This window comes from Kitasatospora sp. NPDC049258 (genome assembly GCF_040678895.1).
In the GTDB taxonomy this organism is placed as follows: Bacteria; Actinomycetota; Actinomycetes; order Streptomycetales; family Streptomycetaceae; genus Kitasatospora.
Genome location: NZ_JBFAQT010000012.1, coordinates 35,077 through 49,413, shown reverse-complemented (window position 1 = coordinate 49,413; position 14,337 = coordinate 35,077). Strand labels below are relative to the sequence as shown.

Here is a 14,337-nt window from a genome sequence, read left to right as displayed (position 1 = left end):
CTGGTCACATACGTCGGGACGACAGGATTTGAACCTGCGACCCCTTGACCCCCAGTCAAGTGCGCTACCAAGCTGCGCCACGTCCCGTGGTCTCGCCGCCTCCGGCCATCTCGCGATGATCTTCGGCTTCTCGACCTTGCCTCCGGTCTCCCGGCGACGTGGAAAACAATACAGCACGTGGAGGGGTGCTCGCTGCCAGGTATCCGGGGGCGGGGCCGCGGCGTGGTGCGGTGGCCGGCGCCCCCGGGGTGGGGGTGGAGGGGCAGGTCAGGGGGTGGGCCGGCGGGCGTCGTAGCGGAGGAAGGCGGGGCGGCGGGCCGCGAGGAGGAGGACGGCCAGGACGCAGGCGAGGCCGCCGGTGACGACCGAGACGGCGGGGTTGGTGAGGGCGGCGACGGTGCCGGATTCGAAGTCGCCGAGCCGGGGCCCGCCTGCGACGACCACGATGAAGACGCCCTGCAGGCGGCCGCGCATCTCGTCCGGCGCAGCCACCTGCATCATCGTGTTGCGGAAGATCATGCTGACGGTGTCCGCGCACCCCGCCGCCGCCAGGAACAGCAGCCCCAGCCACAGCTCCCGCACCAGCCCGAACGCCGCGATCGACAGCCCCCACGCGCACACCGCTGCGAGCACCGCCACCCCGTGCCGCTGCACCTTCCCGATCCACCCGGAGAACAGCGCCCCCGCGAGCGCCCCGACCGCCGGGGCGGCGACCAGCAGCCCGACCGTCCCGGGGCCACCGCCGTAGAACCCGACCGCGATGGCGGGGAAGAGGGCGCGCGGCAGGCCGAAGATCATGGCGGCCAGGTCGGCCAGGAAGCTGGTCCGCAGGTTCGGCTGCTCCCGCAGGAAGCGCAGCCCGTCCAGCACCGACGCCCGGCGCCCGGACGCGTCCGCGAGCGGCCGCATCGCCGGCAGCCGCCACATCGCGTAGATCGTGGCGCCGAACGCCACGGTGTCCACCACGTACGCGGAGCGGACCCCGTAGGCGCCGATCAGGATGCCGCCGAGCATCGGCCCGACCGTCATGCCGAGGTTCATGCTGATGGTGTTGAGCGCGTTGGCGGCCGGGAGCTGATGACGGGGCACCAGTCGCGGGATCATCGACGACCGGGCGGGCGAACTCATCGCGAAGAAGCCGGACTGGACGGCGACGGCCGCGTACAGCAGGGCCACCACGCCCGACCCGAGCAGCGCCTGGACGGCCAGCACCGCGGAGACGGCGGCCAGGCCGGCCGAGCCGATCAGGCCCAGCTTCCGCCGGTCGACCCGGTCGGCGACCGCGCCGCCGTACAGGCCGAAGGCGATCAGCGGGCCGAGCGAGAACAGGCCCACCAGGCCGGTGGCGAAACTCGACCGGGTCAGGTCGTACACCTGCACCGAGACGGCGACGGCCGTCATCTGCTGGCCGACGGAGGAGACCGACTGCCCGAGCCAGACCCGGCGGTAGTCGGGGTTGTCACGGAGCGGTCCGAGGTCCGCGAAGGCGCCCCGGGCGGCCTTCCCCAGCCACCCGGAACGCCCGGCACCCTCACCGCCCGGCACGTCGACGGAAATAGCGGGAGCAGCGGGAGCAACGGGAGCAGCGGAGGTGGCAGGGTCAGCGGCGGACGGAGCCCCGGTACCGGTGGCAGGTTGATCTGTCGACACAGCCACTCATGTTCGTCCACCGCCCACCCGGCCCCGCCACCGGGGTCACCACACGCCCCGCCACCGACGCCACCCTGTACGCCGCCACCGCCATCACCCCACCACCGTCACCCCGCGAGCACGTGCTTCTCCCCCGCCTCCACCGCCACCGTCAGCCGGTTGCCCGGCGGCGGGAAGGGGCAGATGAAGTGGTCCGCGAACGCGCACGGCGGCAGGTAGGCGTGGTTGAGGTCGAGCACCGTACGGCCCTCCCCGTCCGGCGCCGGCAGCGTGATGAAGCGGAACCGGTAGGTCAGGTTGCCGCTGGTGCCGTCCGCGATCACCCCGGCCAGCCGGTCCCCGGACCGGCTGACGGTGAGGGTGTGCGGCTCCCCGGCCAGCTTGAACGCGATCTGCCCGCTGACCTCCAGCGACCGTTCCCGGCCGTCCGCGTTGGGGACGACCACCGCCCGCTCGTCCTCGAACGGGGTGAAGACCGCCTGGACGGCCCACTCCGGCGCGTACGGGAAGACCGTGATCCCGGCGAAGGCCGCCCGGGCCGGCGAGGCCGGGTCGAAGACCCGCAGCGCCAGTTCGCCCTCCCGGTCGATCGGGACCAGCCGGATGTCCCCGAGCACGGCGGTCTGCGCGGCCGGGTCGGAGTCGGGGCGCAGCGCGGCCTCGCCGTCCAGCGGGTGACTGCCGACCTCCTCCAGCCGGACGCCGTCCGCCGCCGCCACGCTGAGCCGTACCAGGCCGTCGGCGGCCCACCAGTGCCCGGGCAGTCCGGGAATCTCGGCGGGCTCGGGCCCCAGCCAGTGCGTGCCAGTGAGCGCGAGCGGTCCGTGCGGGGCACCGGCGGCGGCGGTGCGCGCCTCCGTCCAGTGCTGCCATTCCTCGGCGGCGGTCATCGGAGCATCCCCTCCCTACTGGGTCGAAGCGGACAAGTGGCGAACATGAATGCGGACCAGTAGCGGAACGGAAGCCGATCGGGACGAGCCGCCCGCAGCCACCGCCGCGAGGCGCTCAGGCCAGCGGCCGGAACAGCCCCTCCTGCATGACGGAGACGACCAGCTGCCCGCTCCGGTCGTAGATCTCGCCGCGCGCCAGCCCTCGCGCCCCGTGGGCGATCGGCGACTCCTGCTTGTAGAGCAGCCAGTCGTCGGCCCGGAAGGGGCGGTGGAACCACATCGCGTGGTCGAGCGAGGCCATGTCGAAGTTCCGCTGCCCCCACAGGGGTTCCACGGGGGCGCGGACGGCGTCGAGCAGGGTCATGTCGCTGGCGTAGGTGAGGGCGCAGACGTGGATCAGCGGGTCGTCGGGCAGCGCGCCGTTGGTGCGCAGCCAGACGCCGCTGCGCGGCTCGACCCCGACCAGCTCCTCCTTGGTCCATCGCAGCCGGTCGACGTAGCGGATGTCGAACGGCTGGCGGCGGCTGATGAACGGGGGCAGCTCGCCCAGCTTGGCGCCGACCTCGTCCAGTGCGCTCGGCAGGTCCTCGGGGTCGGGCACGTCGGGCATCGGCTCCTGGTGCTCGATGCCGCCCTGCTCGGGCAGGTGGAAGTCGGCGGTGAGGGCGAAGATCGAACGGCCCTGCTGGATGCCGAGCACCCGGCGGGTGGTGAACGAGCGGCCGTCGCGGATCCGGTCCACCTGGTAGACGATCGGCACCCCGGGTACGCCGGGGCGCAGGAAGTAGGCGTGCAGCGAGTGCACGGGGCGCCCTTCGTCGACCGTACGCCCTGCGGCCACCAGGGCCTGCCCGGCCACCTGGCCACCGAACGTCCGCTGCAGGGCCTCCTCGGGGCTGCGGCCCCGGAAGATGTTGAGCTCGATCTGCTCCAGGTCGAGCAGGTCGACGAGCTGGTCGACAGGCGTTCCCATGATCCGTTCCTCTCCGGCCGGTGTGCCCGGCCGGCGGCGGGCCCGGAAGCATGCTCCGCCGGCCCCACCGCCCTCGTCTACCGAGAAGTCTGCTCGCCGCCGTGGAATTCCCGCCGCTCGGGGTGCCCGATCGGGCGCACCCGACCCACCCGGGCTCAGGCCATCCCCGACTGCCGGACGGTGATGTTCAGCCGGCCGCTCAGCCCCAGCTCCGGTTCGGCGCTGCCGAAGTGGGTGCGGACCACACCGTGGTACGCGAACCGGGACGGGCCGCCGAAGACCAGCAGGTCGCCGCTGTGCAGTTCCAGGTCGGTCCACGGGCGGGTCCTGGTCTCGGTGTTGCCCAGCCGGAAGACGCAGCTGTCGCCGAGCGAGAGCGAGACCACGGGGGCGTCCACCCGCTCGTCCCGGTCCCGGTGCAGGCCCATCCGGGCACCCTCGGCGTAGTGGTTGACCAGCGCGACGTCGGGTTCGTACGCCGTCGCGCCGGCGATCCCCGGCCGCAGGTCGGCCCGGCCCGGCCCGGGCCCGTACGCGTCGGCGACGGCCCGCAGCGCCAGGCGGCCGAGCAGTGGCGGGAAGGCTTTGACGGGCTCGCCGCCGCCGTCCACCACGGTGCGGGCGTAGCCGTAGGGGTACCAGTGCCAGCCGAGGCAGACGGTGCGCACGGACATCTCGCCGCCGGTGGGGAGCCGGACGGTCCGCAGGCCGGCCGGCGGGCGGGCCCACTCCCGGCAGGCGGCCACCAGCTCACGCTGCTCGGCGAGGGTGAGCCAGCCGGGCAGCAGGACGGCCCCGGGGGCCGGGTCCGAGCGTTCACGCGGGAACAGGGGGGACGGAGGGAACTGAGGGAACGGTTCGCCTGGCACCTCCCCATCCTCGCACCGGGGCCGCCGCCCGACCGGGCCGTCCCCCGCCGCCCGACCGGGCCGTCCCACCGCCGGCCGACCGGACGGTCGCGCCCACCCCGCACCGCCCGAACCGCCCCCACCGGGGCCACCTCAGTCCTGCGGTCCCCCCGACCAGTCCCGCACATCGAAGCCCGTCGCCCAATCCCGGCCCCCCGGAGCCCCGCTCTCGATCGCGCCCCCGATCGAGCCCCCGACCGCCGGCGCGGGCACCGGCTCGACCGCGGGCGCAGGCGCCGGCGTGTCCGGCCGGAGCAGCCCCAGCGAGACCGCGCAGCCGCCCCACGCCTCCCATCCCTGCTGCCGGAGGATCTCCTCACCGACGGTGATCTGCTCCCGTCGGGTGGCCAGGTCGGGCCGGGCGGCGAAGCGCAGCCCGTCCGCCTCCTCCCAGGTGGGCGGCCAGATCTGCAGGCCGCCGTAGTAGCCGTTACCGGTGTCGGCCTGCCAGTCGCCACCGCTCTCGCAGCGGGCGAGGCGGTCCCAGACCTGGTCGGGGGTGCGCAGCGCGGCGGCCGGACGGGCGGCCGCGGCCGCCGCCCCGGGCACGGCGCAGAGCAGGGGGAGGACGGTGACCAGCAGGACCCGGTTCAGCTCGCGTATGCCCATCCCCCGACGGTAGGCGGCGCCCCGGGCCCACGCCCGCCCCGCCCGGCCACCGCTCGGCCGGACGGGTCAGGCCCGCGCTCGGCCGGACGGGTCAGCATCCGCCGGCGGCCGCCCCGTCAGCAACCGGACCCGCAACGGCCGCAGGCCGCACCCCGACGGGGTACGGCCTGCGCCTGCGATCGAGCGGTCCGTCAGACGGACAGCACCTGGCCCGGGAGGATCAGGTCGGCGTCGCCACCGATGACGTTCGCGTTGTTCTTGTACAGGGTCTTCCAGTCGAGGCCCTTGGCGGCGGCGATGTCGCTCAGGGTGTCGCCGCTCTTGACGGTGTAGGTCCCACCGTTGGTCTTCTCGGCCGGGGCGGCCGGGGCGGCCGGGGCGGCGGGGGCCTTGGCGGCCTTCGGGGCCTCGGCGGCCAGCGCCTGGCGCTCGGTGCTGCGGTTGGCGCGGTCGTCCTGCTGGGGGGCGGCCGGCTTGGGGGCGGCCGGCTTCGGAGCGGTCTCGGTCTTGGTGGTGGCCGCGGCGCCGGTGTCGACCTGGGGGGCCTCGCCGCCCTTGGTCAGACCGGCCTTGACGGAGCACACCGGCCAGGCACCGGGGCCCTGGGAGGCGAGCACCTTCTCGGCGACGGCGATCTGCTGTGCCTTGGTGGCCAGGTTGGCCTGCGGGGCGTACGCGGTGCCACCGAAGGCGGCCCAGGTGCTGCTGGTGAACTGGAGGCCGCCGTAGAAGCCGTTGCCGGAGTTGATGGCCCAGTTACCGGTGGACTCGCACTGCGCGACCTTGTCCCAGGTGGACACGGAGGCGGCGGAGGCCGAGGTGGCCGTGACGAGGCCGGCCACCGGAAGGGCAACGACGACGCTGCCCAGGACGGCCATCCGCACGCGGTTGCGCTTGGTGGCGGTGGTGGTGGCAGCGGCGGTCTCGTTACGGAAGGTCATGAGGTTCCTCTCGACAGCCCCGGGCGGGCATGCGGAACCAGACCCCTGGAGGGGACAGGATTCGCTTTGCCGCGTCCGCAAGGCGGCCGTGCACGTGTCCGACGTGCCGCGCCGCCCCGGCCACCCGCCCGACCGTTCCGCTCCGCGCCCGCTTCGTACGGGGCCTGCGCGCCGGTCGGTGCCCCGCGCGCCGGGGGTCAGCCGGCCGCTCTGGCACCTGGGGGTGAACCCGGGTAGTGCTCGTTGCACTGGGATCGAAGCTACGAGGCGAACTGTTGAGTACCAAACGTTTTCGGGTCATCCCAGGTCAATCGTGCGTTACCGGCGGTATCGATCAAGCAGATCGATGGCAATTGACCGATTTGTCCTGCTTTGCGAAACTCAAACATCGGCCCGTTGTGGCCTGGGCCACAGTTTGACCCCTGTGACCTCGGGCACAGCATCGACACATTGCGACCACGCGACGACTCACGGCAGTCAGATCTGCGGCAAATCCCGTCGGAGCCGAGCTCACCCGTGACCCCTGACACAGGGGCCCGTTGGTAATGGCGGCCGGGCGCGCGCCCGCGCCACGTCCCAGACCAACAGAGGAGCCTTCGTGCCGCGCATGCTCGATGTGAGCGACGACGTACGGGCCGAGATCGGCGACGACGAGGCCGACCGGCTGCTGGGCGGCGCCCACGCACCCGACGCCTACGACTGCACCTCCTGCCGACAACCGGGTGACTCCCTCCAGGAGCCCACCAGCACTGTGCTCTTCGTCGGTGACGAGACCGCCGTCCTTGCCTTCGCCCACTCCCGGTGCATCCCGTCCCAGGTGGTGCCGGTCTCCGAGGAGCAGCTGCTCGGCGCGGTCCGCAGCATCAGCCAGGCCCAGGGCAGCGCCGCCTCCCCCGACGCACCGACCGCGCCCGCCTCCCCGGCGGCGGCCACCCCCCAGGCCCCCACCCTCCAGCCCCCGGCCCCGCAGCCCCCGGCTCCGCAGCCCCCGGCTCCGCAGGCCGCACCGGCCGCGGCGGCCGCCGCGCCGGCCGCCGGGAACCAGCCCGCGGTCCTCGGTGTCACCTGCGGACTGGTGCTGTGCGGCGACACCGGGCACGCCGCCCTGGTGGTCGAGCCGACCGGTCCGGTGGGCCGCCCCGGTAACGGCTCCGGCAGCGACGAGTTCCTCTCGCTGCTGGTCGAGCACGGCTTCCAGCAGATCGGCGACGTCAACAAGGCGCCGGTGCGCCCGCTCGCGGGCTGGTCGGTGCTGATGGCGATCGGCCAGCTGCACGCGATCCTGCAGCCCTCGGCGACCGGCGGGAGCGCCGCCTGGTGGCAGGCCCATCAGCCGCTCCAGGTCACCGACGCCTGGCGGGCCGCCGCGGCCAAGCAGTCCGAGGTGATCATGTACGCGGTGCCCGCCGACACCATCGGCCGCCAACCCCGGGAGGACCTGCTGCGGTTCGCGCTGGACCGGGCCGCCGGGCAGGGCCGGCTGGTCGCCGGGATGCTGCCGCTGGCCGGCACCTGACCCGACCGGGCCAGGCCCCGGCCGGGGGCGCGCGGCGGGCAGTGACCGCCCCCCAATGGCGCAGGACGCCGCCCGTCACCCCCGCATCCCCCGGCCGGGCTCGCTCGTTTGCCCCTGTGTGTACAGCTACGACGTCGCCTCCCTCAGCCGCCCGCCCGCCAGCCGCTCCATCCCGAGCATGCGCCCGTCGTACGACGCGGAGCACCCGTCCTCGGCCACCCCGATCTACGACACGCTGTACTCCGAGTACCGCAGACTCTTCCGGGCCCTGCCGGGCGACCGGTCGGACGAGGAGAGCATGCGGTTCACCGGCTTCGCGGTACGGGAACCGGCGTCCGCACGGCACGAGTTGACGCCCTACCAGCTCCACCAGACCTTCCAGACCTGGCCCGGGCAGACCCAGGGCTCGCCGCAGTTCATGCCCGGCCAGCAGTCGGCCGGCGCCCAGCAGCCGGCCGCCGCGCCGTACGGCGGCGGCAACGGCGGGGGCAGCGGCAACAGCAACGGCAACGGCGCGGGCCAGTACGCAGCCGGCGCCGCGACCGGCCAGGGCTGGGTGGCGGCGGGCTACCTCGCCCCGGCCCAGCCGACCGGAGCCACGACGGCCGGCGCGGTCGGCGCGGACGGCGGCGCTCCCGGCACCGGCGGGCGGCACCGCTCGATGCTGTCGCTGCCGCCCGGCCGGGTCCCGGGCCAGAGCTGAGCCCCACGGCAGTCCCCCGGAAGCCCCAGGGGCTTCCGGGGCACCCCGGGTAAGGCGGAGGCCGGGCAGTCACCCGACTGCCCGGCCTCCGCCGTACCCACCCCACCCCCGCACCCACCGGGTCTCCCCGGCCAGCGGGGCGCGGGCCAGAGCTCAGTTCACTCGCGGCGGCTCACCCGCGGCGGCTCACCCGCAGCGCATCACCCGCAGCGGCTCACCTGCGGCGACGCTTCTCGCGCACCCGCACCGAGATCGAGATCGGCGTCCCGACGAAGCCGAACTCCTCGCGCAGGCGGCGCTCGATGAACCGCCGGTAGCCCGCCTCCAGGAAGCCGGAGGCGAACAGCACGAACCGCGGCGGCCGGGTGCCGGCCTGGGTGCCGAACAGGATCCGCGGCTGCTTGCCACCCCGGATGGGGTGCGGGTGGGAGGCCACCAGCTCACCGAGGAAGGCGTTCAGCCGGGAGGTCGGGATCCGGGTCTCCCAGCCCGCCAGCGCGGTCTCGATCGCCGGGACCAGCTTCTCCATGTGCCGGCCGGTCAGCGCGGAGACGTTGACCCGGGGAGCCCACTGCACCTGGACGAGATCGCGCTCGATCTCGCGCTCCAGGTAGTAGCGCCGCTCCTCGTCCAGCTGGTCCCACTTGTTGTACGCCACCACGACGGCGCGCCCGGCCTCGACGGCCATCGAGATGATCCGGGTGTCCTGCTCGGCCAGGGTCTCGCTGGCGTCGATCAGGACCACCGCGACCTCGGCCTTCTCCAGCGCGGAGGAGGTGCGCAGCGAGGCGTAGAAGTCGGCGCCCGCGGTCAGGTGGACCCGGCGGCGGATACCGGCGGTGTCGACGAACTTCCAGGTCTTGCCGCCCAGTTCGATCAGCTCGTCGACCGGGTCACGGGTGGTGCCGGCCAGCGGATTGACGACCACGCGCTCCTCGCCGGCCACCTTGTTGAGCAGGCTGGACTTGCCGACGTTCGGGCGGCCGATCAGCGCGACCCGGCGCGGACCGCCGACGGCGGGGCCGCCGAAGGTCTGCGGCGGCGCCTCGGGCAGGGCGGCCAGGACGGCGTCCAGCAGGTCGCCGGAGCCACGGCCGTGCAGGGCCGAGACGGGGTACGGCTCGCCGAGGCCGAGCGACCACAGGTAGGCGGCCTCGGCCTCGGTGGACTGGCCGTCGACCTTGTTGGCGCAGAGCACGGTGGGCTTGCCCGCCCTGCGGATGATCTTGATCAGGGCCTCGTCGGTGTCGGTCGCGCCGACCGTGGCGTCCACCACGAAGAGCACCGCGTCGGCGGTCTCGATACCGAGCTCGGCCTGCGCGGCGACCATGGCCTCGAGGCCGAGGACGTCGATCTCCCAGCCGCCGGTGTCGACCACCTTGAAGCGGCGGCCGTTCCAGGTCGCCTCGTAGGTGACGCGGTCGCGGGTGACGCCGGGCTTGTCCTCGACGACCGCCTCGCGGCGGCCGATGATGCGGTTGACCAGGGTCGACTTGCCGACGTTCGGGCGGCCGACGACGGCCAGCACGGGCAGCGGGCCGGCCGAGGAGGCGTCCAGGTCGGCGTCGATCTCGTCGGCGTCGAAGCCCTCCTCGGCGGCGAGCGCCATGAACTCGGCGTACTCCGCCGAGTCCAGCTCGCCGTGCGGGCCACCGTGCGCGGCGGCCGAACCGGTCGCGGTCTCGTTGCTCATCTTCGTATTCCGTTTCCCGGCGCGGCCCTTCCCAGGGGCGTGCCGTGCGTACCTGCCCTGGCGGGCAGCGCGAGTACTGCGGTCTGCGGTCGGTTACCGCGGATCAGGGGGTGCCGCAGGACAGCGCCTGCGGACGGGGTGAGGCTGGGGCTCGGGCCGAGGTGGAGCTCGGACGGGTCAGACCGCCGACAGGCCGGCCCTGGCCTCCACCAGCGTGGTGATCCGGTCGATCACCTGGTCCAGGGTGAGCGTGCTGGTGTCCACCAGGACCGCGTCCGGGGCCTGGGTCAGCGGGGCGGTCGCCCGGGAGGAGTCGGCGGCGTCGCGGCGGGCCAGATCGGCGGCCATCGCGGCGATGGTCGCCTCGTCCACGCCCTTGGCCCGCAGCTCCGCGGCCCGGCGCTCGGCGCGGGCCGCCCCGGAGGCGGTCAGGAAGATCTTGACGGTGGCGTCCGGGAACACCACCGAACCCATGTCCCGGCCCTCGGCGACGATGCCCCGCTCGGCCACCTCGGCGCAGCCGCGCTGCAGCTCCACCAGCCGGGCGCGGACCGCCGGGACGGCGGAGACCGCGGAGACCTGGGCGGTCACCTCGGGGCCGCGGATCGGGCCGGAGACGTCCTGGCCGTCGACCGTTATGGTCGGGCCGGCCGCGTCCGTACCGGAGACGATCACCGGCTTGCCGCAGGCGATCGCCACCGCGTCGGGGTCGTCGACGTCGATCTCGTTGCTCAGCATCCACCAGGTCATCGCCCGGTACATCGCACCGGTGTCCAGGAAGCTCAGCCCGAGCCGGGCGGCGACCGCACGGGAGACGGTCGACTTGCCGGAGCCGGAGGGTCCGTCGATGGCGACGACGACCGGGACGTGCGCTCGGTCGGCAGTTTCCACGGGGCGAACCTCTCTCCAAACAACCGGGGGACTCCCTCAAGGTTAGACGACCGGCGACCGCTCCCCCGCCGCCCGGGAACGCCCTGCCCGCCCGCACCGCGGCGCCGGGTCAGTCCCGGACGCTCCAGCCCCGCGCGCGCAGGCCCACCGTGAGCTCCTTCACCGCCCCGGCGGCCACCGCGAGGTGCACGTGGCCGACCTGCTGGCCGGTGGAGTGCTCGATGGTGACGTCCTCGATGTTGACCCCCAGCGCGCCGACCTCGCCGAACAGCCGGCCCAGCTCACCGGGCTGGTCGCCGAGCACCACGGTGACGGTCTCGTACCGGGTGGGCGGGGCGCCGTGCTTGCCGGGGATCCGGGCCTGGCCGATGTTGCCGCGGCGCATCACCGCCTCGATCCCGCCGGCGCCGGCCCGCCGCTCGCCCTCGTCGGAGGCCTGCAGCGCGCGCAGCGCCGTCACGGTTTCGCCGAGGTCCGCGGCGACCTCCTCCAGGATGTCGGCGACCACCCCGGCGTTGGCCGAGAGGATCTCGACCCACATCGCGGGGTTGGAGGCGGCGATCCGGGTCACGTCCCGGACGCCCTGGCCGGACAGCCGCACCGCGGTCTCGTCGGCGTGCTCCAGCCGGGCCGCCACCAGCGAGGAGAGCAGCTGCGGGGCGTGCGAGACCAGCGCGACGGCCCGGTCGTGCGCGGCGGCGTCCATCACCACCGGCATGGCACCGCAGAGCGCGACCAGCTCCAGCACCGCGTTGAGGGTGCCGGTGTCGGTGTCGGCGGTCGGGGTGAGCACCCAGGGGCGCCCCTCGAACAGGTCGGCGCGGGCGGCCAGCGGGCCGGAGCGCTCCCGGCCGGCCATCGGGTGGCTGCCGATGTAGTGGGCGGTGTCACAGCCCAGCGCGAGCACCTCGGCCCGCGGGCCCGCCTTCACGCTGGCCACGTCGGTGTACCAGCGGGCCAGGCCCCGGCGCTGGCAGTCGGCGAGCACCTTGCCGACCAGCGCGGGCGGCACCGCGATGATCGCCAGGTCCACCGGCCCCTCGGCCGGGTCGGTGGTGCCGGCGCCGAGCGAGGCCGCCGTACGGGCCGCGTCCGGGTCGGCGTCCTCCAGGTGGACGCTGACCCCGCGGCCGGTCAGGGCGAGGGCGGCGGAGGTGCCGATCAGTCCGGTGCCGACGACGGCGGCGGTGCGCATGGGGGCGGGTCTCCTGGTGTACCGGTGGCGTGGTGGCCCCCATCCTCCCCTACCGCGGCGCGCCGCCGCACGCGGTGTCCGGCAGCCGCGCACCGCACCCGAACCACCACGCCGCGGCGGAACCAACGGCCCGCCCCGTCCGTCCACTCCCCCGACGCGCCACCGAAATCCCCGGACAGCCGGGGCGGCTGGGGGCAGACTGGGCGCCCGGGGCAGCCGCAGGAGGGTGCTCCGGACGGTGGCAGGCGGGCGAAGGGGGCTGCAGGGTGGCAGATCGGACAGTGCTCGGCTGGGAGTCGGAGCTGGATTCCGTCACGGTGTACGCCACGGGCGCGCTCTGCCGCAGACGGGCCCGCGGCCCGGTGCCGGCGGACGGCCGGATCCGGCTGCCGGGGCTGCCCCGCTCGCTGGACGCCGGCTCGCTGCGCGCCCGGGTGCTCGGCGAGGGCACGGCACGGGTCACCGAGGCCCGGCTGGCGGTGGAGGCCGAGCTGCGCGAGCCGTCCGCGCTGCCGGAGCTGCGCCGCCGGGCCGACCGGGCCAGGGACGAGCGCGACGCCGCCCACCAGCGGCACGCCCGGCAGCTCACCCTGGTCGAGGAGGTCGCCGCGCTGCGCGCCGTCCCGCCGCAGCGCCGGCGCGAGGAGCCGCACCGCCGGACGCCCACCGAGGCCTGGCTGGAGCTGGCCGACTTCGTCGAGGAGCGGCTCACCACCCTGCACGAGCGGGCCGCCGAGCTCGGCGAGCAGCTCCGGCTGGCCGAGCACGCGCTGGCGCTCGCCGAGGACGAGCTCGCCCGGGCCGCCGACTCCACGCCCGACCGGCCGGTGGCCACCAGCGCCACCGCGCTGCTGACCGTGGCCGGCGCCGGTGGCACCGAGCTGGAGCTGGAACTGGAGTACGGCGTGCCCGGCGCGGTCTGGGTGCCGACCTACCGGTTGAGCCACCGCCAGGGCGAGCCGACCGGACAGCTGGTGCTGCGGGCCTCGGTGGCCCAGCGCACGGGCGAGGACTGGACCGGGGTGCGGCTGTCGCTGTCCACCGCCGACCTGCGCCGCCGCGCCGAGCTGCCGAAGCTCCGCTCGATCCGGATCGGCCGCCGTCAGAGCGCCCCCGCCCCGTCCGGCTGGCGTGAGCCGCCGGCCGGGCTGGCCGACCTGTTCGCCGGGTACGACACCGCCGGCCCCGGCCCGGACCGGGTCCGGCCGCTGCCGCCGGCCGCCGCCCGGCCGAGCCCGCCCCCGGCACCCGGCCCCCGCGCGGCGGCCCCGCAGGGCTACGGCGGCACGCTCGGCGCCGACACCGCCCCCTTCCCGGCGGCCCCGGGCGGCCCGCCGCCGGTCGGCGCGGCCGGGCCCGTCCCCCAGCCCCACGCGCCCGTCGCGCAGGCGGCCGTCACCCGGTCGAGGGCGTTCGGCGGCGGCGGGGCCTCGCCCGACGTCATGAAGCGCCGCTCCGCGCCCGCCGCGTTCGCCCCGTCCGCGTCCGCCCCGGCCGGCTACGCCCCCGCCCCACCGCCCCCGCCGCCCGGTCCGCCGCAGCCCGACGCCGCGCTGCTGGACTACAGCGCGCTCACCTTGGCGGGCCCCGAGGCCCCCGCCGCCCGCCGCGGCCGGCTGCTGCCCCGGCAGGGCGCCGATCCGGTGGCGGCCGAGCACCGCCGCCGGGCCGAGCAGGTGGCCGGCCTGCCGCTGCCCGGTCACGCGGTCCGCCCGCGCGAGTCGGCCGGCTCCTTCGACCACCGCTTCGACGCCGCGGCCCCGGCCGACATCCCCTCGGACGGCACCTGGCACACCGTCACCGTCGCCGAGCTGCCGGTCGGGCTGCGCACCGAGTACGTCTGCGTGCCCGCCGTCGAGGAGGCCGTGTACGCCACCCTGGTGCTGGCCAACGCCACCGACCAGGCGCTGCTGGCCGGGCCGGTCGAGGTCTCGGTGGACGGCGACCACCTGCTCACCGCGGCGCTGCCCACGCTCGCGCCGGGCGGCTCCCGCCGGGTGGGGCTGGGCCTCGCCGAGGGCATCCGGGTGGCCCGCCGCACCGAGCTGCGCGAGTCGACCGCCGGGATGCTGAACAACACCACCGTGCTGGACCACCGGGTCCACGTCGAGCTGGCCAACCGCCTGGCCGGGCCGGCCCTGGTGGAGGTCCGCGAGCGCGTCCCGGTCAGCTCCGACCCGGACGTCCGGGTCGAGGAGCGCGCCGACTGGCGGGCCCCGGACCAGCCGTCGGCGAGCTACCCGCCGAGCGCCCGCATCTGGCGGGTGGAGCTGCCCGCCGGCGGCACCGCCGCACTCGACGGCGGCTACGAGATCCGCATCCCGGCCGGCAAGGCCCTGGTCGACGGCAACCGCAGGAGCTGACCCCA

At 75.3% G+C, this 14,337-nt stretch carries 12 protein-coding genes and 1 tRNA gene; 3 read left to right on the top strand and 10 right to left on the bottom strand.

The genetic code is table 11. The features are described from left to right. Positions 1 to 13: 13 nt before the first annotated feature. The 7 genes from AB0K43_RS12915 to AB0K43_RS12885 all read right to left on the bottom strand — a co-directional run bounded on the left by AB0K43_RS12915 (position 14) and on the right by AB0K43_RS12885 (position 5,971). Positions 14 to 87 (bottom strand) — tRNA-Pro (locus tag AB0K43_RS12915). A 180-nt stretch (positions 88 to 267) separates the two neighbouring features. Then, positions 268 to 1,545, bottom strand: a complete 1,278-nt coding sequence (locus AB0K43_RS12910; protein ID WP_363638862.1) for an MFS transporter — start codon at positions 1,543 to 1,545, stop codon at positions 268 to 270. A gap of 212 nt (positions 1,546 to 1,757) precedes the next feature. Next, positions 1,758 to 2,540 carry a DUF1684 domain-containing protein gene (locus tag AB0K43_RS12905; protein WP_363638861.1) on the bottom strand — a complete coding sequence of 261 codons (783 nt, stop codon included), beginning with the start codon at positions 2,538 to 2,540 and terminating at the stop codon, positions 1,758 to 1,760. Positions 2,541 to 2,655: 115 nt separating this feature from the next. Next, positions 2,656 to 3,513, bottom strand: a complete 858-nt coding sequence (locus tag AB0K43_RS12900) for an acyl-CoA thioesterase II (protein WP_363638860.1) — start codon at positions 3,511 to 3,513, stop codon at positions 2,656 to 2,658. Between the two features lie 155 nt (positions 3,514 to 3,668). Then, positions 3,669 to 4,382, bottom strand: a complete 714-nt coding sequence (locus tag AB0K43_RS12895; RefSeq protein ID WP_363638859.1) for an alpha-ketoglutarate-dependent dioxygenase AlkB — start codon at positions 4,380 to 4,382, stop codon at positions 3,669 to 3,671. A gap of 132 nt (positions 4,383 to 4,514) precedes the next feature. Beyond that, positions 4,515 to 5,030 carry a transglycosylase family protein gene (locus AB0K43_RS12890; RefSeq protein ID WP_363638858.1) on the bottom strand — a complete coding sequence of 172 codons (516 nt, stop codon included), beginning with the start codon at positions 5,028 to 5,030 and terminating at the stop codon, positions 4,515 to 4,517. 191 nt (positions 5,031 to 5,221) lie between these two features. Then, complete coding sequence (locus tag AB0K43_RS12885; RefSeq protein ID WP_363638856.1) at positions 5,222 to 5,971, bottom strand: transglycosylase family protein; 750 nt, start codon at positions 5,969 to 5,971, stop codon at positions 5,222 to 5,224. Positions 5,972 to 6,578: 607 nt separating this feature from the next. Here AB0K43_RS12885 and AB0K43_RS12880 point away from each other — a divergent pair. After that, positions 6,579 to 7,487: a hypothetical protein gene (locus tag AB0K43_RS12880; protein WP_363639075.1), complete on the top strand. Its 909-nt coding sequence runs from the start codon at positions 6,579 to 6,581 to the stop codon at positions 7,485 to 7,487. A gap of 178 nt (positions 7,488 to 7,665) precedes the next feature. Continuing rightward, positions 7,666 to 8,190 (top strand): hypothetical protein, encoded by a 525-nt coding sequence (locus AB0K43_RS12875; protein WP_363639085.1) that lies wholly within the window; start codon positions 7,666 to 7,668, stop codon positions 8,188 to 8,190. Positions 8,191 to 8,404: 214 nt separating this feature from the next. Here AB0K43_RS12875 and der read toward each other — a convergent pair whose 3' ends face one another. The 3 genes from der to AB0K43_RS12860 form a co-directional block, all read right to left on the bottom strand. Continuing rightward, the gene (gene der, locus AB0K43_RS12870; protein WP_363638854.1) at positions 8,405 to 9,883 is read right to left on the bottom strand and encodes a ribosome biogenesis GTPase Der; all 1,479 of its coding nucleotides are present in this window, start codon (positions 9,881 to 9,883) and stop codon (positions 8,405 to 8,407) included. Between the two features lie 177 nt (positions 9,884 to 10,060). Further along, a complete protein-coding gene (gene cmk, locus AB0K43_RS12865; protein ID WP_363638852.1) occupies positions 10,061 to 10,774 on the bottom strand; it encodes a (d)CMP kinase in 714 nt (237 codons plus the stop codon). Between the two features lie 109 nt (positions 10,775 to 10,883). Then, a complete protein-coding gene (locus tag AB0K43_RS12860) occupies positions 10,884 to 11,969 on the bottom strand; it encodes a prephenate dehydrogenase (RefSeq protein WP_363638850.1) in 1,086 nt (361 codons plus the stop codon). Positions 11,970 to 12,235: 266 nt separating this feature from the next. On the opposite strand from AB0K43_RS12860, the gene AB0K43_RS12855 reads away from it, so the two are divergent. Continuing rightward, positions 12,236 to 14,332 (top strand): mucoidy inhibitor MuiA family protein, encoded by a 2,097-nt coding sequence (locus AB0K43_RS12855; protein ID WP_363638848.1) that lies wholly within the window; start codon positions 12,236 to 12,238, stop codon positions 14,330 to 14,332. Positions 14,333 to 14,337: the final 5 nt, after the last annotated feature.

Coding starts and splice junctions, on each gene's coding strand:
- AB0K43_RS12885 (WP_363638856.1), bottom strand. CDS start 5,971: ATGACCTTCCGTAACGAGACCGCCGCTGCCACCACCACCGCCACCAAG.
- AB0K43_RS12875 (WP_363639085.1), top strand. CDS start 7,666: ATGCGCCCGTCGTACGACGCGGAGCACCCGTCCTCGGCCACCCCGATC.
- AB0K43_RS12900 (WP_363638860.1), bottom strand. CDS start 3,513: ATGGGAACGCCTGTCGACCAGCTCGTCGACCTGCTCGACCTGGAGCAG.
- AB0K43_RS12880 (WP_363639075.1), top strand. CDS start 6,579: ATGCTCGATGTGAGCGACGACGTACGGGCCGAGATCGGCGACGACGAG.
- der (WP_363638854.1), bottom strand. CDS start 9,883: ATGAGCAACGAGACCGCGACCGGTTCGGCCGCCGCGCACGGTGGCCCG.
- AB0K43_RS12860 (WP_363638850.1), bottom strand. CDS start 11,969: ATGCGCACCGCCGCCGTCGTCGGCACCGGACTGATCGGCACCTCCGCC.
- AB0K43_RS12890 (WP_363638858.1), bottom strand. CDS start 5,030: ATGGGCATACGCGAGCTGAACCGGGTCCTGCTGGTCACCGTCCTCCCC.
- AB0K43_RS12905 (WP_363638861.1), bottom strand. CDS start 2,540: ATGACCGCCGCCGAGGAATGGCAGCACTGGACGGAGGCGCGCACCGCC.